Below are 17,633 nucleotides of genomic sequence, written 5' to 3'. Positions count from 1 at the left end.
GAGAAATTACGCCGCATTGCTACTAAAACGCAACGCATGCAAGTCGCAACCGTTAGGCCAGGTCCGGATATCCGGCGGCCCGCGCCTCGGCCTCGATCTGCAGGATGCGGCCGTAGTCGGCATCGCTGCGCTGCTCGAAGCCCCGGATACGCAGGCCATCGCATAACGCACGCAGTGCCGGCGCGGGTTCCAGCAAGGCCGCGCGCAGCCGCGCCGTCAATTCCGGCGACGCCTTGCTGCTTGCAACCCACGGCAAGCCCGGCGACCGCGCCGACTGCTGCAAGATGGTCACCCCTTGCACACTCGCGGGGTCTTCCTGCAGCAGATAAGCGAAGCTCACGCAATCGATGGACGCAATCGCGGCCGCGCCTTCACGCACCATGCGCAGGCTGGCCGCATGGCTGCCGGACCACTTCACCGATTCGAAGTAGCGCCCATCCTGCGACCAGGGCGCCACCGCGTGCCGCAGCACGTTCATGCCGCTGTTCGAATCCGGATCGTTGACCGCGGCGACGCGCCCGCGCGCGTCCGCCAGGCTGCGTATGCCCCCGCCCTCGCGCGCGACGATGAAGCTGGAATAGTCGCTGCCCTCGCAGCCGGGAAAGTCGAAGCACGGCGTGGCCAGCAGGGTTACATGGCCGCGCAACTGCGTCAAGTAGGGATATCCACAGGTCTGGGTCAGCAGCACGTCCGGCTGGCGCCAGAATGCCGGCAGGTCCGCCGGCCGCACCAATTCGGCGCGCACGCCTGTTTCGTCGGCCAGCGCCAGCAGCAGCGCCTCGTGGCCGTGCAGCAGGCGCGGCGAGACGTTGTACATCGGCAGGGCGAATTTCCAGGTCATGTGTCGGGCATGTTCGGGTGGACCGGCGCATCGACCGGGGTGAAGCCGAAACGGCGCATCAGCTCTCCGTAGCCGTGCAGATGGAAGCCGCCGCTGCGCGTATTGTAGGCGGCCCGCCGCGCGCGGTACACGCGCGGCAGCAGATACCACGGCAGGGACGGCAGGTCGTGATGCACCAGGTGCAGGTTATTGTTCAGGAATAGCACACGGAACACCAGGCCCGCCACATTGAGCACGATGCGCTGCTTGTGCTCCGCCGCCGGGCGGTGTTCGTAGTAGGACCGTATCATCGTCAGCGACTGCGCCGGATACGAGATCGCCAGCACGTAGTACAGCGGCGCCATGCCGAACGCCGCATGCACCCACCACAGCAGGCCGCCCAGCATGGCGAAGTGGATCAGCCACATTGGCAGGTTGCGCCACTCGCCGCGCAAGGGCTGGCGCAGCGCCTCGCTCCACGCGGCGGCGACGGCGATCGCCGGACCGACCAGCAGCCGTCCCCAGAAGGTCTTGTTGAACCAGTACAGCAGCCGCACCGGCCTGCCCATGCCGGCCCACACGGACGGCGACACGTAATAGCTTTCGGTATCGAGCGCCGGCATCGTCAGGTGGAAGTCGATGTGGTGGCGCAGATGGCTGTCGCGGTACAGCCGGTATGGATACCAGATCGCCAGCGGCGCAAAGCCGAACAGGCGGTTGACCCAGGCCCACGGCGTGGGATGACCGTGGATCAGCTCATGCTGGAGCGACATATACCAGGCGCACCACCAGATCATCAGCAAGGTGGCCGGCAGGTCGCCGATCCGGCGCCAGTTCGCCAGCGTCAGGAACCAGCCGCCGTAGATCACGGCGATCAGCAGCCAGGTGGGCCACTCCCCCAGCCACAGCAAGCGCTTGCGCTCGGCGAGCACTTCGACCCGCTGATGCGCATCGACGTACTCGGAGCGCTGCTGCTTCAGGCTGGGTGAGTCCATCGGGCGCTATCAGAAGCGCGCTTTGACGCGCAAGCCCAGCGTGCGCGGACGCACCATGAACAAGGTATCTCCCGGCTGGATGGCGATGGTGTTCGGCGTGACATCGCTGATCTTGGCGCCGTTGGTCAGGTTGGTGCCGAACAGGCCGAACTCGTAGGCGCCCGTCTTGTAGGTGGCGGTGGCGTTGACCGTGTTCGACGACGGTATCTGCGCGTAGCTGCCCTGCGCCGCCGCGAAGTTGGTGTAGGCGTCGCTGTGGTAGGCGTAGCTGGCGGCGACGCCCACTTCGTCGTTGCCGCGCACGGGCACGGTGTAGCTGGCCGTGGCCGTGGCGGACAGGCGCGGCGCATATGGCGCGCGGCTGCCTTCCGGGATGTTCTGCGCGGCGATGCCGGTGACCACGGTGCGGGTGGCGTAGGCGTGGTTGTAGGCGGCGCTCAGGCCCAGCGACGCGTGGCGCGTCAGCTTGAAGGCGGTTTCCAGTTCCAGGCCTTCGCTGCGCAGCTTGCCGGCGTTCTGCGTGAAGTAGTAGGTGCACGGCAGCTTGTTAAACACCTGCACGTCCTTCCACTCGATCACATAGGCGCTGGCGTTGAAGGTCATGCGCTGGTCCAGCAGCGTGTTCTTCGAGCCGACTTCGTAGTTCCACAGGCTGTCCGGCGCGAAGGTGGCCGGCGCGTTGACGCCGCAGAAGTTGAAAGGCACCGGCTGGTTGTTGCCGCCGTAGCGGAAGCCCTTGCCCACCGAGGCATACAGCATATGGTCGGCGTCGACATGGTAGGCTGCGGCGAAGCGCGGATTGGCGCCCTGCGAGGTGGCGCTGCTGTTGCTCAGCTCCGGCTGGCCGACCGGCGCCGACGGCGTGGCGCCGACCAGGTTGCCGAACAGGCCGGTGAAGCGCAGGTCGAAGTCCTGCGTGCCCTTGAACAGGCGCAGGCCGGCCGTCAGGTCCAGCTTGTCCCAGACGGTGTAGGTGGCTTCGGTGAACAAGGCCAGCTGGCGCGATCTGGTGTTCTGCGTGCCGGAGAAGAAGTCGTTCGGATTGAAGGCCAGGTCGTTGGCCTGCGAGTTATAGCCGGGGAAGTTATGCGTGGCGGCGAAGCGTTCGTCGAAGCCGGTGGTCGGTTCGTCCTGGCGCGTGTCACGCTTGCCGGTTTCGAAGAAGGCGCCGGCGGTCCACTTCAGCGGGCCGGAGCCCTTGGAGTTGAGGCGGAACTCCTGCGCGAAATCCGTGACCGCGTTGCCGATCGTGTAGGCGGCCTGCATCAGCGGCGCCTTGCCGCCGAAGATGAAGGCGGTGGCCGGATACTGGGCCGAGGTCACGTACAGCGTGTCGCGGTGCAGGTAGGAAGTCGACGACACCAGCTGCGCGTTGCCGAGGTCATAGCTGACGCCCAGGTTGTACAGCTGCAGCTGGTCGTTGCTGGTCTGCGGCAGCAAGGCGATGGTGGTGAACGGCGCCAGTCCGGCGTAGGCGTCGTTGACGCCGCCCTTGATGTTGGAGGCGGTGACGCTGGCGTCGATCAGCAGGTCCGGCGAGGCGCGCAGGCGCAAGGCGGCCCGGCCCTGGTTGGTGGAGACGTCGTTCGTGGTTTTACCGAAGGTGCTGCTGCCAACAAGCTGGTTGCGGATGTAGCCGGAATCGTTGCCGGTGTAGGCCGTCAGGCGCAGGCCCAGCACATCGGCCTTGAGCGGAAGGTTGACCATGCCGCGCAGATTGCGGTTGGCGCCGCCGAAGCCGGAGGTGTTCGAACCGACCGCCTCCAGCGTGCCGAACAGGTCGCCCAGCTCCGGCTTTTGCGTGATCTGGCGCACCGCGCCGGCCATCGCGCCGGCGCCGAACAGCGTGCCCTGCGGCCCTTGCAGCACTTCGACGCGCTCCAGGTCCAGCACCTTCAGGTCGGGATTGGACGATTTCAGCGTCACCGGCATGTCGTCGATGTACACCGCCACCAGCGACGCATCCTGCACCTCGGACGGCACGATTCCGCGCACCACCAGCCCGCGCATGGTGATGTTGTTGACGCCGGGCGCCTGCTGCTGCACCGACATGGCCGGCACCAGGTTGGCGATATCGCCGAGGTTGCCTTGTCCGTAGCGCGCCAGGCTGTCCGGCTTGAGCACGGTGATCGCCGCCGGCACCTGCTGCACGTCGACCGCGCCGGCCGAGCGCGTGGCGGTGACCACGACGCGGTCGATCTTTTCGGTGCCCACTTCCGCCTCGGCCGCCTGCGCGGCGGCCAGCGCGCCAACCGACCACAGCGCCAACGCGCCGCACACTTGCCCTTGCTTACCCATCTGCACCCTTAAGTATTGTTTCCTATGGGCGAAGTATAACGAGCGGCAAGCGCTTTGAACACGAAGATAATCGCGCTAGTTTATCTGGCGGCCGTTGGGCCGAGATGGCCACACGGTGTGCCAGCGCACAACGGCGGTGTTGAAACTGCGCCAGAATGCAGGCATGGATATCTCGCCGACATGCCGCAAGCCGCCGCCCGCCGCCTATGCCCTGCACCGCCAGATGCGGGCGGTGCAGCGCTGCATGGCGGCGGCAACGGTGGAGGAATCGATCAGGGCGACCAGATGGGCGAGTGCCTGGTACAGGCTGGTGCAACGCAAGCTGGATCAGCTCCAGCATGCGCCCAGGTACAGGCATTAGACGGGGATGTAGCAGCCGCCGGCATGGCGTTCCATGGCGTCGCGGTCGAGCACGACAACAGTGCCGCGGCGGCATTCGATCATGCCTTTTTCCTGCAGCTTGCCGGCGCAGCAGGTGATGCTTTCTCGCCGCACGCCCAGCAGGTTGGCGATTGTTTCCTGGGTGACTTTCAATTCATTCGACAGCGAGCGGTCCAGCCGTTCCAGCAGCCAGCGGCACAGGCGCTGTTCGATGCTGCCGTGGCGGGCGCCGGCCACCGTCTGCGCCAGCTGAGCGAACAGCGCGCTGGTGTGGCGCATCAGCTGCTGGGCCAGTGCGCCGCCGTCGAAGAAGGCCGAGCGCAACACCGAGGCGCGGATGCGGTAGCCGTAGCCGGCACTCTGCACCACGGCCGAGCAGTTGGCGCGTTCGCTTTCATACATCGACACGCCGACCACGCCGTCGCGGCCGACCACGCCGATCTCGGAGGCGCCGCCGTCCTCCGTCACGAATTGCAGCGAGACGATGGCGTTGGTGGGAAAGTAGGCGTATTCCATCTTGTCGCCGAAGTCGAACAGGTGCTTGCCGGCGTCCAGCGGCACCAGTTCCAGGTGCTCGAACAAACTGATCAGCTCTTCACGGGACAGGGCACGCAGCAAATCGTTCTGCTGGGCGCCGGTCAGGCTGACGACCGGTGCGGATGCTGCTGCCTGCGTGGAGCGCACTGCTTGATGCGATACGGAAGGATGAGTAGCATGGTACATGGCGAGCCTCTTGGGGTGTTGTCGATCATTGCGACCTGATGAACAACACTATATCCGCGCCATGTGCGCTCGATTATAGGAGCACGGACGGGCCATATGTAGGCTGGGAACATAGGGCGATGTGGTCCCTGTCCTACGGCGGTCCGAATCCGCCTAGCCCCGCCGCCCTCCTTCAGCGCTTGAATTTGAAGCGTGACGCCTCTTCCAGCAGGCGCTCGTCGCGGCTGCGCAAGCGGCCGGGATTGCGGCGATGTTCCGGCTCGGCAACCACGCGCTGGATCACCGTGTCCGCCACGCCGCGCTGGCTGAGATAGGCGGCCGCGCTGTCCGGACCTTTACGGTCGGCAACTTCGATGCCGGCTTCGACGACTTCGGCGCCGACATAGTCGGGACGGAAAGTATGGGTGGTCGACATCGCAGCCTCCGGGCGCTAGTGTTTGGTGGACTCCAGGCATCGATTGTATAGCACCCTGGGCCGCGTGACTGCCTGCGGCGGCAATATCCCCGCGCGGTTGCACTCAGCCGTCGCTGTGGTATGCCCCGCGTTGCAACAATGTGAGAGAATCCACCGACCACATGGCGTTAGAATAAAGAAAATGTTGCTGCGTGCCACGGGCAGATTGTGGGCGCGCCGCAGGGTATCCCTCGTATTGGAGAGTCTCGATGGCGGTGATGCGTGTCCGGCTCGATCAGCTGCACCAGTTCGTCTTTGTGCGCAAGGCCTACGTCGCCTTCCTGCCCAAGCGACCCGGCGGCGAATCCTTTGGCGGTTGCAGTTACGAATTCGACGTGGCAAGTCAGCGCGACAAGGGCTGGGTCGGCTCCGACGGCGTCATCCGGCACCAGGTGCCGCGCACGGCGCGCACGGCGACCCTGCGCATCTGGCCGTCGCCGCTGCCGGATGAAGGCCCGCTGGAGTGGCGGCTCGACATCGGCAAGCGGCTGACCATCAAGACCTTCGCCGGCGTGCGCTGGCGCCTGGAAAACCTGGGCTTCGACTGCGGCGGCGAGACCAAACTGGGGCCGGCCACGCGCAAGGCGGCGCGCGCCTTCATGGAATACATGGGCCTGATGTCCGCCGCCGACCAGCTCGAACGCACCGGCACGATTCAGATGGAGACCGACCTGACGGACGAGTTGCGCAAGGCGCTCGACCAGGAATACCGGCGTCCCGCCGGCCTGCACCACGGCGCCGAGCTGCGGCAGGACCCCGACCAGATCGACTGGCAGGGACCATGAAGCGCCCGCGCAGCCCGGCGCCCAGCCAAACCATGCGGGGGCGCATCGCCCGCAACGACGGCCCGGACGACGACATGCCGGACATCCTGTACGCGGACGACCCGGACGACAGCCTGTACGCGCTGGTGCTGTCGATCGACGATGCGTTCGGCTCCGAGGACGCGCAACACCAGGTCTACATGTTGCTGGACGCAGCCAAGGTCAGCTGGTACCGGCAACTGCCCGACCCGCTGCGGCCGCCGGAGCTCAACGGCGAGGCCCTCAGTTCCGAGGTGCGGCTGCTGGAGTGCATCCAGACGCCGCAGCATTTCGCCCGGCTGCGCGACGACCTGCTGAAGAACGCCAGCCAGCAGCTGGAAGAATCGTCGTGGTGGATGCTCACCCCGGTCACATACGGACTGCGGGCGGCCATCAACCTGGAGCAGTTCCGTCCAGCGGCGACGAACCCCGACCCCGCCGGCGTCGGCCAACCGAATTCGAGGCACGACGTCATCCATGTCCTGCCGCGCCTGTTCATCCCGCGCAACCTGCATGCGCAGCAGTTGTTCGCGCTGCGCGCCTTCCTCTAACGCCACCGGCGCTGCGAGCCCCACCATGCCAGAACACCGAGACGACGTCGCCAATACCCCCGTCAATGTCAACCAGCCGTTCGCGGCCGGCGCCGGCCAGCACGACCGGGCCGCGTTCGTCGGCGTGTTCGACATCGGCCAAGGGGGCTTCAACGGCGTCTTCAACGCCGACGGCCGGCCTTTCCTGTACTACGACATGGGCGGCGGCATCGGCGGCCTGCTGTTCACGTATCCGTCGCCGGCGCCAGTGTTCTGCAACAGCAGCCTGCGCATGATCGTGCAGTCGCACTTTGACGAAGACCACTACAAAACCTCCACCCTGCCTGCGTTTCGCGCGCTGCTCGGCGCCGGCCATCGGATCGTGATCCCCAGGCAGCCGATGGGCATCTTCGGCGGCGCCGCGCTGGCCAACCTGCTGGCCAACGGCGTCCACATCCACTACTGGACCGTAGCCGGGCTGGCGTCCATCCAGTTGGGTAACACCGGCGTGGAAATCATCAAATGCCGCGGCAGCGGCAAAAACCACGCCGGCCTGGCGCTGCGGATACGCGATCCCGGCGCCCCCGCCGAATGGATGCTGCTGCCGGCCGACTCGCATTACCGCCACCAGGTGTTCCCCTGGGATCTGGGCGGCGCGCTGGTGGACGGCAACGTCATCGGTATCTCGCCGACCCACCACGGCGCGCGCGAGCGCGCCGCCAACATCCCCTTGGCGCTGGTGCCCGGCGTGCGGGTCAGCGCGTATTCTCTGGGCGCCGGCAATTTGTTCGGCCACCCGTTCCATGACGCGCAGGCCGCCGCCGGCGACGGGGTCCACGCCTACGCCACCCAGGGCTACGCTGCGGAAGGACGGATGCAGACCACCGGCCGCCCGATCAATCAGGCGAACGCCGGGCCGCGCGGCAGCAACCTGGGCATGCTGCTGCACGGCGCGGACCCGGCCCGCCAGGGCCGCGACCCCTATCACAGCGGCGTGCTCGGGCCGGTCCCCGGGGTCGCGATCGCGCTGATCGCCGCGGCCTCGGCGGCGGCCCACCGGGTCGCCGGCGGCGCTCCCTACGGCAATCACCTGGCGGTCGCGGCGGCATACCAGGCAGCGCTGGAGCACCACACACTGGGCGACGCCCACCGCCCCGTGGCCGACTACATCGCCGAGCGCGGGGCGCCCGGCGCGCCCGCCGCGCCGATCGTGGCCGCCGCCGGCGGCGCGATGCGACCATGGCTGGCCGCCGGCATCAACGGCAACGTCAGCGCCGACGCCGCCGAGGCTGCCGCGGCGGCGGAGCCGGTGGCGCGCGCCGTTGCCCAGCTGGTGGCGGCGGCGGCCATCAGCGCCGCGGTCGAGGCGACCGACCTGGCGATCACCGCGCACGCCGCCCAGGCCGCCGCCGGTGCCGGCGCCAAACGCCAGATGCAGGAGGCCAGGCGGGCCGTGCGGGGCGCCGTCGCCAACAACAGCACGCCGCGCACCCTGGGCGCGGGCGCCGCCGCCGCCGTGACCAAAGCCGTCGACGGCTTGCGCTGCTTCCAGCCGATGGGGCTGGCCTACGACGCCGCCGCGGGCCTACTGCTGCTGGCCGACACCGGCAGCGGCGTCATCGCCTCGCTCGACTATGCGAGCGGCGCGCTGGTGCGCAGGGCGGGCGCGCCCGGCCGCGAAGGCCACGCCGACGGCAACGGCATCGCCGCCAGCTTCCGCCGCCCGCACGGCCTGGCGCTGTGCAACAACGGGCTGTACATCGCCGACAGCGGCAACCACACCATCCGCAAGCTAAGCCAGCACGGCGACGTGGAAACCCTGGCCGGCGCCGCGCAGACGCCGGGCGCGGACGACGGCGTCGGCGCCGGCGCGCGCTTCCGCCACCCTCAAGGGCTGGCTTACGACACCGTACGCGATCTGCTGTACGTCGCCGACACCGGCAACCACACGATCCGCGTGATGGAATACAAGGCGATGCCCGACGCCTATGACTGCCTGACCCTGGCCGGCGCGGCGACGACGGCCGGGACCGCCGACGGCGCCGGCACCACGGCCCGGTTCGACACGCCGGCCGGACTGGCGCTGGACGCCGTCGGCATGCTGTACGTCGCCGACCAGGGCAACCACACCATCCGCAAGGTGGCGCCGCGCAACAACTGCGTCACGCTGGCCGGGCGCGACCAGCAGCCGGGCACGCAGGACGGACTCGGCGCCGCCGCCCGCTTCACCGCGCCGTCCGCCATCGCCGCCGATGGCGCCGGCGGTTTCTACATCGCCGACGGCCATTGCATCCGCCACCTGAGCGCGGCCGGCGTGGTGCGGACCATCGCCGGCGACGCCGTCACCCCGGGCGCCTTGGACGGCCCCGGCCCCCAGGCCCGCTTCCGCCAGCCCGGCGGCCTCGTCTACGACGTCGGCGCCCACGTGCTATGGGTGGCCGACACCGACAACCACGCGGTGCGCCACATCAACCTCGTGCCCGATCCCGCCATGGTCCTTACCGCCTGTGGCACCTGGGGCGTGACAGGGAGCGCGGACGGCTTGGGCGCCGCCGCGCTTTTCAACCAGCCGTGCGCCCTGCAGCGGCGGGGCACGGACCTGCTGGTGGCGGACCGTGGCAACCACACCATCCGCTCGATGGATGCGGCCGGGAATGTCAGCACGATAGCGGGCTTGGCTCTTCAACACGGCGGCGACAACGGACCGTTCGGCGCCGGGCGATTGAACGCGCCGCGCGGCCTGGCGTTGGCCAATGGCCGGGTATGGATCGCCGACCAGAACGGGACCGGGTTGCGCTCCTTAGATCAGCACAACGTGCTGGCCAGTCATCCTTGCCAGGCGATCGGCTCGGTGCGCGGGCTGGCCGCCCACAACAACCTGCTGTATGTGATGGACGCCGTTCACCACCTGGTGCATGAAGTCGACACCGGCCATGTCGCCCTGAACCGCCGCCAGTTTGGCCAGGCCGACCAGGACGGCGGCATCGACGGCAACCTGGCCGACGCGGAGCTGGCGGTCGCGCTGGCCGCCGCTCAAGGCGCCCACGCCACCCTGGCCGGGGCGATGCTGCGGGCGCCGCTGGCCGCCGCCGCCGATGCCAGCGGCAACCTGGCGCTGGTCTCGCCTGACAGCGCCTGCGTGCGCATGCTGACACTGGAGACGGCCTGGGTCTGCACGGTGGCCGGGGAGGCGGGACAGACCGGTGCGATCGACGGCCCGGCCGGCGCCGCGCGCTTCAACGGGCCGACGGCGGTGACGGCGGGGGATGCCGGCGCCATCATCGTCGCCGATACCGGCAACAACGTGATCCGCCAGCTCGCCGCGAACGGCGCGGTCAGCACGCTGGCCGGCGCGGCCGGCGAGCAGGGCGACACCGATGGCGCGGCGCCCGCTACCGCGCGCTTCCGCGCCCCGAGCGCGCTGGCCTTCAACAACCACATGCTGTACGTGGCGGACCGGCGCAGCCACAAACTGCGCCGCCTGGCGGCCAACCAGGTCGATAGCATGCGGCCGGTGAACGTGGCCAAGGCGCTGGTCGCCTACGCGCTGGCGCGCGGCGTCGCCGGGCCACCGGCCGCCTATCCGCAGCAAGCGGCGATTGACTTGCTGGCCGCCGAGCTCTGCGCGCGTGCCGCGCAAGCGTATTGCATGACCATGGCGGCCGGCTTCGGCGGGCCGGCCAGCGATGCCGCCGGTGTGCTGGTGGCGGCCAGGCTGCCGCCAGAGGCCGCAGGAGACGCGCACGGACAGCTGGCGGCGCTGGCCAATGTGGAGCCCGGCGTGCTGGCGGCGATCGCCGCAGCAGCAGCGTTGGGGCCGGCAGTGGAGACGCAGACCACCGGCGTGGTGCTGCCGGCCGCGCCAACGGCGGCCCAGGTGGCGGCATTCGAGAGTCGCCTGGTCATTGCGGCGGTCGCGGCGCTGGTGGCGGTGCGCGAAGGCCCGGGCGCCGGCAACGCGGTCCTGGCGTGCGCTGCGGTGGCGGCCGCCCGCGCAGCGTCGGCGGCGGCGCGCGGGGCGCCGCTGATCGGCTGTCACCGCCACCCCTCGTCCTGCGGCGCCAACCTGTGCTCGCTGATGATCCACGAATTCGGCTGAGGGCTGCCCATGCTGACCATCCGCGACGAACAAATGCGCACGCTGGCCGAGGCGCAGCTGGAAACCAGCAAGCGCCGGCTGGCGGCGCTGGTGGCGCAGCGCTGGCCGGAAGCGGCCGCCTTGTGGGGCGAGGCCGGCACGCGGCGGCGGGTCGACTTCGCCGTGGCGCAGACAGGACGGCGCGGCATCGACGACCTGGCGAGCGTGGCGACCTATCTGGATGTGATGGCGGTGCTGGGCCCCGGCTTCGAGGCGGACGCTCGCTTTCCCTGGGCGGCGCCGATCCTGGACAACCCGGCGCTACGGCCGGCCACCCGCCTGCGCCAATTGCACGCCGAGGTCGGCGCATGGCTGGCGGCGCGCGCGGGGGAAGCCGAATGAGCGTCGCCACGCCGCTGAAGGACCGGTTTGCCGAGCCGGTGGCGCTGCCGGCCAAGCGTCTGCAGGCCACGGTCTTGCCCTGCGAAAAGCACTGGATCGAAATCGAGTGCTTCCGCGACGACGGCGCGCCGATGGCCGGCCTGCCCTTCGTGGTGCGCGACGACGCCGGCAAGGTGTTGCGGCAGGGACGGCTGGACCAGAACGGCTGGGCTCGCTTTGTCAAGATCGACGAGGCTGGCGGATGCGTGCTGGAGTTCAGCGAGGTGCCCGACGGCGTCAGCGTGCAGCCCATGTACGATGAGTTCTGGGCCGACGTGGCGGCCACCAGGGACGACGGCGGCCAGGTGGACGCGACCTGAGCCGCCACCGGCGCGCGGCAGCGGGCCGCGCCGCTGCGGGCCGCCGCGTGGCGCTTACCTGGCCGGTACGGCGGCCAGCGTCTCGTGGCTGGTGGTGGTGCGCTGCGGCGCCTTGTGCACCATGGTGTAGGCGTAGTCGACGCCCATGCCGTAGGCGCCCGAGTGTTCGCGCACGATGGCCATCACGGCGTCGTAGGTGTCGCGGTGGGCCCAGTCGCGCTGCCATTCCAGCAGCACCTGCTGCCAGGTCACCGGCACCACGCCGGCCTGGATCATGCGTTGCATCGCATAGTCGTGGGCTTCCTTCGAGGTGCCGCCGGAGGCGTCGGCCACCATGTAGATTTCGTAGTCGCCCTCGGCCATCGCGCACAGCGCGAAGCTGTTGTTGCACACCTCGGTCCACAGGCCCGAGACAACCACCTTCTTCTTGCCGTTGGCCTTGAGCGCATCGCGCACTTTCTGGTCGTCCCAGGAATTCATCGACGAGCGTTCCAGGATGGGCTTGCCTGGGAACACGTCGAGCAGCTCGGGGTAGGTGTGGCCGGAGAACGCTTCGGTCTCGACGGTGGTGATGGTGGTCGGGATGTTGAACACCTTGGCGGCCTTGGCCAGCGCCACGGTGTTGTTCTTGAGCGCCTGGCGGTCCATCGATTGCACGCCGAAGGCCATTTGCGGTTGCTGGTCGATGAAGATCAGTTGGCAGTTGGTCGGCGTCAATACTTCAAGTTTAGGATTGGTCATGGTGGCTTCCATTTGGATGGGTTGAATACGGCGCCCGCTGCAATGAGCGCGGCTGCCACCATCTTAGGCCGGGCGCCATGGGCGCGCCACTGGCTAAATGGAGAGGCCGGACTACCCCGGACTCCCCTCCTCGGGCCATGCCTCAGCGCTGCGGCACCTGCTGGTTCAGGAAGGCCACCATGGCGTCCACCGTGGTTTGCAGCCAGGGATCGAATAGCCAGAAGGAATGGGGCGTATCCGGCAGCACCAGCGTGCGGTTGGCCACGCCGGCCTGCGTCATGCGGGCCGCCATCTGCTCGCGGCCGACGGAGTAGCGCGGCTGCGCGCTGGCGATGAACAAGATCGGCGGCATGCCGGGCCGCACGTAGCGGATCGGCGAGGCTTCGGCCCACAGCGCGGTCTTTTCGGCATAGCGGCCGCCGAACCAGGCGCCGGCCGCCGATGGCTGCTTGGCCGGGTCGTCCTCGTATTTCAGCGCCGCCTCGGCGGTGAAGTCCGACAAGCCGTCGATGTTGACGATGGCCTGCACCGCGCTCGATACGGCGCCCTCGCCGGCGCCCGGATCGAACCGGTCGAGCTGGCCGGTGACGCCGGCCAGGCTGGCGATCTGGCCGCCGGCCGAGCCGCCCGCCAGCGCGATGCGTTGCGGATTCAGGTGGTACAGGCCGGCATTGTCGCGCACCCAGCGCACGGCGGCGCGCGTGTCGTGGATGGCCGCCGGATATGGCGCCTCGCCCGACAACCGGTAACTGATCGCCACCGCCGCATAGCCATGCTGCGCCAGCCGCACCGCCATCGGCGCGAACTCGGCGCGGAAGCCGGCACGCCAGCCGCCGCCGTGCACCAGCACCACCACCGGCATGCCGCCGTCGGCGCGCGCCGCCAGCGGCAGGTACAGGTCGAGCTTCAGGCAGCGCGTGCCCAGCTGCGCATACGTCAGGTCGGCGACGCGGCCCACGTCCACCGGCAGCGCCGCGCTGGCGATGCGGATGGCCGGATAGCGGGGCGCCAGCTTGGCGTAGGTGTGCGGCGCGTCGTAGGTGTTGGCGGGATCGGCGGGCGGCTCCACGCATGGCGCAGCGGACGCCGCCATGTGCAGACACAGCATGGCGACAGCTGACAGGAAACGGGCGATGGGATCAGGCGTCATAGCCGCCGAGTATGCCACAGGCGCGCGCAGGCGCGGCTAGCGCAACGGCAGCCAGGCCGGCTTGGTATCGGTGTGCAATTCGCGCTGCACCGGGCCGTCGTACTCCGGCTCCAACGTGCCGAGCGTGATGGCGATGCGCTCAGGCGCCTGGGTGCTGCGCCAAAACAGCGTCGAGCCACAGATCTTGCAAAAGCCGCGGCGGCCATGGTCGGACGAGGCGTATTCGGTGATCAGGTCGGCGCCGCGTTCGACGACGTAGCCGGCGGCGGCCACATTCGCATACGAACCGGCGGCGGCGCCGTGCTGCTTCTGGCACATGGTGCAATAACAATGGCTGGCGTGGCCGACCGGCTTTTGCGCCCGGTACGCCACGCCGCCGCACAGGCAACTGCCGTGCAACTGGCCGGTTTCATTCATGGTGCTCGCTCCCTCGTCATGGCGCCAGCGTCCATGATGCGCGAAGCGCGCGGGCGGCGTCAATCTGGTCGTGGCGTGGCCGGTGTATCCGGCCCGCCGTCGGCCAGCGGTTCGCGCGGGCGGCGCCGGCGTTCGGGGAAAAGAAAGCCCACCGTTTCGCCCACCGCCGAACAGGCGGCGACCAGTTTGAGCGCTGGCATCGGCTCGGCAAACACCACGGCCGACGCCTGCTCCAGCGTCTTTTCCGTGGTCGGCAATTCCGCCGTGAACAGGCCGTCTATCGTCAGGAAGCGCAGCGACCGGATCTGCAGTTCACGCGCGATGGTTTCCTGGCTGGTGCTTTGGGCGACCACCTTGCCGCCCACGCTCAACGCCATGCTCACCACGCCCAGCTGGCGCGAAAACACCACTTCTGCGGTCTGCATAAACCATCCTTCAAAAAAAGACTGCCTCCGGTCAGAGGCAGTAAGGGTAGACCACATCGAGTGACTTCAGGAAGCAATCTTGCCAGCTAGAAATTACCGGCGTGTGACATAGCCTTGCATTTGAGGATGTTCTTTGACGATTTCGGCCGACTGGCGTTGGATGCGGGCGATTTTTTCCTCCAGCTTGGCCAGCTGCCCGGCCGGAATGCCGGCCTGGCGGCCGCGTTCCAGGTCGGCCTGCAGGCGCGGCAGCTCGGTCGCGGCGGCGGCGACATAGGCGCCCAGCAGACGGGTGTGCTGGGCTTGCTCGTATTGTTGGTAGGCTTGCGGGTCGGCCAGCTGGGCCGGCGTGGGCGCGCTGCGCGGCTCGGCGTCGCGCTCGATGGGCGGCGTGCGCGGATCGCCGTTCTCGCGCGCGGCCGCCATGCTCAGCCAGGCGGAGGCGCTGCTGTCGACCGGCGTCAGCGGCACGAATTTCAATTCGCGGGCGACGGGTTCCGGTGTCGCCGGCGGCCATTGCGCGCCGCGCGCGGCGCCATCGCCGGCCTGCGCCGCGCCCTGCCCCGCATCGGCGCGCAGCGGCAGGCCCGCGGCGTCGCCGCGCCAGGCCAGCCAGCAGCCGGCCACCAGCAGGCACGCCACACCCGCGATCACGGCAGGTTTCATTGGGCCTTGTCCAAGGTTGGCAGCGGCTGATCGAGCAGGCCGCGGTTGATGTCGATCTGCGCGGCGCGCAGCAATTGCTTGCGCAGCGCCGCCAGTTGCGCCTGCGCCGCCTGGCGCGCCAGCGCATTGCTGGCGGCGTAGCGCACCGCTTCCGAGTCGGGCGCCTGGTAGCCCATCACACGTTGCTCGACCTGGATGATTTCCCACGCCGCCTCGTCACGCGGACCGGCGGGCGTGCGGATCGGCCGCGACAGCTGGCCTTCCGGCTGGGCCAGCGCCAATTGCGCCAGCCAGTCCGGCTTGCCTTCATGGCGTATCCAGACGGACGCGCCGCCGTCGCCGGCAGTCGAATAGCGCCGCGCCGTGGCGGCGAAATCCGCGCCGGCGGCCAGCGCCTTGTAGACCGTTTGCGCGGTCGGCTCGTCGGCCACGCGGATGTGGCGCGCCTTGACGCGCTCGATGCGCGTGAACTCGTTGCGGTGGCGCTGGTAGTAGTCCGCAACCTGGGCAGGCGTCACCTCGCCAGCCAGGCGCTGCAACAAGGCGCTGGTGTGCTCGATATCGTCGCCGATGCCGTGCTGCTGGCGCAGCGCCTGCACCTCGCCGCGTTCGGCCAGCGCCTGGCGCAGGTCGGCGACGGCCGCCTCGCCGAACTGGCGCCGGCTCCAGTCGAGCACAAAGCGCCCGGCCAGATCCTGCCTGGCCTGCTGTTGCAGGAAGTCCGCCTGACGGTTGTACAGCGCCACCCTGCCCTGCACGTTCTGGCGGCGGTAGACGTCGGCCAGCGTGACCGTGCCGGCGCCGGACGGCAGCGTGTAGCGCAGCAGCACGATGCCGCGCGCCCGCGCCAGCTGCTCGGCGTTGAGCGTGAACTCCAGCTTGAGCTGCTCGGGCTTGCCGAACACCGCGTCCAGCGCCGCCGCCGAGGGCTTGCCTTGTTCGACAATCAGGCTGTCCAGCGAGCCGCCCGGCAGCTGTTGCAAGGCTTGCTGCATCTCCTTGCCATACAGGCCGCGCAAGCTGGCGACCAGCTGGTCGTCCAGCGCCACCTCGCGCGCGAAGCCGACCCGCTGGCCCGCATACAGCTGCGCCTCGTCGAAGCGCGCGCGGGCGGCGCCGGCCAGCAGGCGGTTGAGCACCACCTCCTCCAGCACCGCGCTGCGCGCCGTCCGGCCATCCTTGACGCGCGCCAGGCGCCACAGCGCATCGACGCTGAAGGCCGTCACCGGCGCGCCGTCGATGCGCGCGGCCAGCGCCGGATCGCTGACCCCGTAGGTGACCTTGGCGGCCGCCGGCAGCGCCAGCGCGGCCGCCAGCAGCGCCAGGCCTATCGGCCGCAGCATCGACTTCCGCATCAGTTGGCCAGGCGTTCGGCGGCGCGATTGAGCACCACCACGACCATCGCGATCGAATGCGGGATCATCATCTGCGCCACGCGGGTGCGGTCGCCCTGGTCGGTCGACGACAGCACGATGCCGCCGTTGGCGTAGGAGTAGCTGCCGCCCTGCGTCAGCAGCGGGCGGATGTCGACGGCGGCCGGCGCCAGCGGCGTGAAGTCGGCCAGCGCGGCGCTCACCAGCGCCGGATCGTTCAGGTGCTGGCTGGCGTAGTTATCGCGCACCCACTGCTCCCACGACGAGTGGTTGTGCGCCGACGTGGCCCAGGTGTGGTGCGGTTGCAGCAGGTCGGTGGTGTGCAGCGTGAAGCCCAGGCTTTGCGCGGTCGGCTGCGCCAGGAACTGCTGCCACCAATACTGGCCCAGGTTGTCGATCGGCTGGAACGGCATGGTCTCGAAATCGGCGTACTGCGACGCGCTGGAGACGCCGCCGAAGCGGTAGTGCGCCTCGGTGACGCCGTAGCTGTTGTACTTGCTGCTGTCGCCGAACCAGCCTTTGAGGCCGCCGGCGCCGTCGTCCAGGTAGTCGCCGTAGAGCCAGCCGGCGGCCATGTTGTCGATGTCGCCGGCCATGCCCAGCTTGGCGTAGTTGTAGCCGCCGAAGGGATTGCCGTGCACGTCCGCGCCCGAGGTGTGGTTCTGGAAGTGCCAGTACGAGGTGTACTTGACGATGCTGGCGCCCGCGCCCCACACCGGCGCCAGCTGGCAGTCGCCGGTGGAGGCGCCGCAGATGTAGGTGTCGGCGAAATCGTCGACGTCGTAGGCGCCCTGGCCCAGCGCCGTGGCGAACTGGTCCACGGTGAAGCCGGCCCGCGTCACGCCCGCCACCAGCTTGTTGTAGTTGGTGGTGGACGGGTTGTTCTTCATGTAGTTCACCGCGTCCAGCACGATCTGGCGGTGGGTTTCCTGCTCCCATGCGAGGGCGGGCGTGGTGGCGCAAACGGCCATGGCGATGCTCGTGGCGATCAATGCAGTTTTCATAGAGTCTCCTGGTA

The 17,633-nt window shown here is 69.0% G+C and carries 17 protein-coding genes; 5 read left to right on the top strand and 12 right to left on the bottom strand.

Going from position 1 to position 17,633, the window contains the following annotated elements:
• Nucleotides 1–52: 52 nt before the first annotated feature.
• From KVP70_RS27020 to KVP70_RS27000, 5 genes are all read right to left on the bottom strand, one after another.
• Nucleotides 53–841 carry a phosphate/phosphite/phosphonate ABC transporter substrate-binding protein gene (locus KVP70_RS27020; RefSeq protein ID WP_217945504.1) on the bottom strand — a complete coding sequence of 263 codons (789 nt, stop codon included), beginning with the start codon at nucleotides 839–841 and terminating at the stop codon, nucleotides 53–55.
• A complete protein-coding gene (locus KVP70_RS27015; protein ID WP_217945503.1) occupies nucleotides 838–1,815 on the bottom strand; it encodes a fatty acid desaturase in 978 nt (325 codons plus the stop codon). Before KVP70_RS27015 ends, KVP70_RS27020 begins: the two co-directional genes overlap by 4 nt.
• Before the next feature lie 9 nt (nucleotides 1,816–1,824).
• Nucleotides 1,825–4,113, bottom strand: coding sequence for a TonB-dependent receptor (locus KVP70_RS27010; RefSeq protein ID WP_217945502.1), 2,289 nt, complete (start codon nucleotides 4,111–4,113; stop codon nucleotides 1,825–1,827).
• 357 nt (nucleotides 4,114–4,470) lie between these two features.
• Nucleotides 4,471–5,217: a Crp/Fnr family transcriptional regulator gene (locus KVP70_RS27005; RefSeq protein ID WP_217945501.1), complete on the bottom strand. Its 747-nt coding sequence runs from the start codon at nucleotides 5,215–5,217 to the stop codon at nucleotides 4,471–4,473.
• 172 nt (nucleotides 5,218–5,389) lie between these two features.
• Nucleotides 5,390–5,632, bottom strand: a complete 243-nt coding sequence (locus KVP70_RS27000) for a hypothetical protein (RefSeq protein ID WP_217945500.1) — start codon at nucleotides 5,630–5,632, stop codon at nucleotides 5,390–5,392.
• Between the two features lie 248 nt (nucleotides 5,633–5,880).
• On the opposite strand from KVP70_RS27000, the gene KVP70_RS26995 reads away from it, so the two are divergent.
• From KVP70_RS26995 to KVP70_RS26975, 5 genes are read left to right on the top strand one after another with little or no spacing between them, the layout of a single operon-like run.
• On the top strand, nucleotides 5,881–6,456 hold the full coding sequence (locus tag KVP70_RS26995; protein WP_217945499.1) for a hypothetical protein: 576 nt from the start codon (nucleotides 5,881–5,883) through the stop codon (nucleotides 6,454–6,456).
• Nucleotides 6,453–7,025, top strand: coding sequence for a hypothetical protein (locus tag KVP70_RS26990; RefSeq protein ID WP_217945498.1), 573 nt, complete (start codon nucleotides 6,453–6,455; stop codon nucleotides 7,023–7,025). Before KVP70_RS26995 ends, KVP70_RS26990 begins: the two co-directional genes overlap by 4 nt.
• A 25-nt stretch (nucleotides 7,026–7,050) precedes the next feature.
• Nucleotides 7,051–11,103, top strand: a complete 4,053-nt coding sequence (locus KVP70_RS26985; protein ID WP_217945497.1) for an NHL repeat-containing protein — start codon at nucleotides 7,051–7,053, stop codon at nucleotides 11,101–11,103.
• 9 nt (nucleotides 11,104–11,112) lie between these two features.
• Nucleotides 11,113–11,484, top strand: coding sequence for a hypothetical protein (locus tag KVP70_RS26980; protein ID WP_217945496.1), 372 nt, complete (start codon nucleotides 11,113–11,115; stop codon nucleotides 11,482–11,484).
• A complete protein-coding gene (locus KVP70_RS26975; protein WP_217945495.1) occupies nucleotides 11,481–11,843 on the top strand; it encodes a hypothetical protein in 363 nt (120 codons plus the stop codon). The genes KVP70_RS26980 and KVP70_RS26975 overlap by 4 nt, the downstream gene beginning before the upstream one ends.
• A gap of 54 nt (nucleotides 11,844–11,897) precedes the next feature.
• On the opposite strand, the gene KVP70_RS26970 is transcribed toward KVP70_RS26975, so the two are convergent.
• The 7 genes from KVP70_RS26970 to KVP70_RS26940 form a co-directional block, all read right to left on the bottom strand.
• On the bottom strand, nucleotides 11,898–12,584 hold the full coding sequence (locus KVP70_RS26970; protein WP_217945494.1) for a hydrolase: 687 nt from the start codon (nucleotides 12,582–12,584) through the stop codon (nucleotides 11,898–11,900).
• A gap of 142 nt (nucleotides 12,585–12,726) precedes the next feature.
• On the bottom strand, nucleotides 12,727–13,734 hold the full coding sequence (locus KVP70_RS26965; RefSeq protein ID WP_217945493.1) for an alpha/beta hydrolase: 1,008 nt from the start codon (nucleotides 13,732–13,734) through the stop codon (nucleotides 12,727–12,729).
• Nucleotides 13,735–13,770: 36 nt separating this feature from the next.
• Nucleotides 13,771–14,151 carry a GFA family protein gene (locus tag KVP70_RS26960; protein WP_217945492.1) on the bottom strand — a complete coding sequence of 127 codons (381 nt, stop codon included), beginning with the start codon at nucleotides 14,149–14,151 and terminating at the stop codon, nucleotides 13,771–13,773.
• A gap of 59 nt (nucleotides 14,152–14,210) precedes the next feature.
• Nucleotides 14,211–14,576 (bottom strand): hypothetical protein, encoded by a 366-nt coding sequence (locus KVP70_RS26955; protein ID WP_217945491.1) that lies wholly within the window; start codon nucleotides 14,574–14,576, stop codon nucleotides 14,211–14,213.
• 93 nt (nucleotides 14,577–14,669) lie between these two features.
• Nucleotides 14,670–15,242, bottom strand: a complete 573-nt coding sequence (locus KVP70_RS26950; RefSeq protein ID WP_217945490.1) for a hypothetical protein — start codon at nucleotides 15,240–15,242, stop codon at nucleotides 14,670–14,672.
• Nucleotides 15,239–16,597 carry a peptidylprolyl isomerase gene (locus KVP70_RS26945; RefSeq protein ID WP_229225119.1) on the bottom strand — a complete coding sequence of 453 codons (1,359 nt, stop codon included), beginning with the start codon at nucleotides 16,595–16,597 and terminating at the stop codon, nucleotides 15,239–15,241. Before KVP70_RS26945 ends, KVP70_RS26950 begins: the two co-directional genes overlap by 4 nt.
• Nucleotides 16,597–17,619, bottom strand: a complete 1,023-nt coding sequence (locus KVP70_RS26940) for a phospholipase C/P1 nuclease family protein (protein WP_217945489.1) — start codon at nucleotides 17,617–17,619, stop codon at nucleotides 16,597–16,599. The genes KVP70_RS26945 and KVP70_RS26940 overlap by 1 nt, the downstream gene beginning before the upstream one ends.
• Nucleotides 17,620–17,633 lie beyond the last annotated feature (14 nt).

The sequence above is a fragment of the Duganella violaceipulchra genome (genome assembly GCF_019166075.1).
Lineage (GTDB): Bacteria > Pseudomonadota > Gammaproteobacteria > Burkholderiales > Burkholderiaceae_D > Rugamonas > Rugamonas violaceipulchra.
The sequence above is the reverse complement of the archived record's forward strand: the minus strand, read 5'-3'. Positions and strand labels throughout refer to the sequence as shown.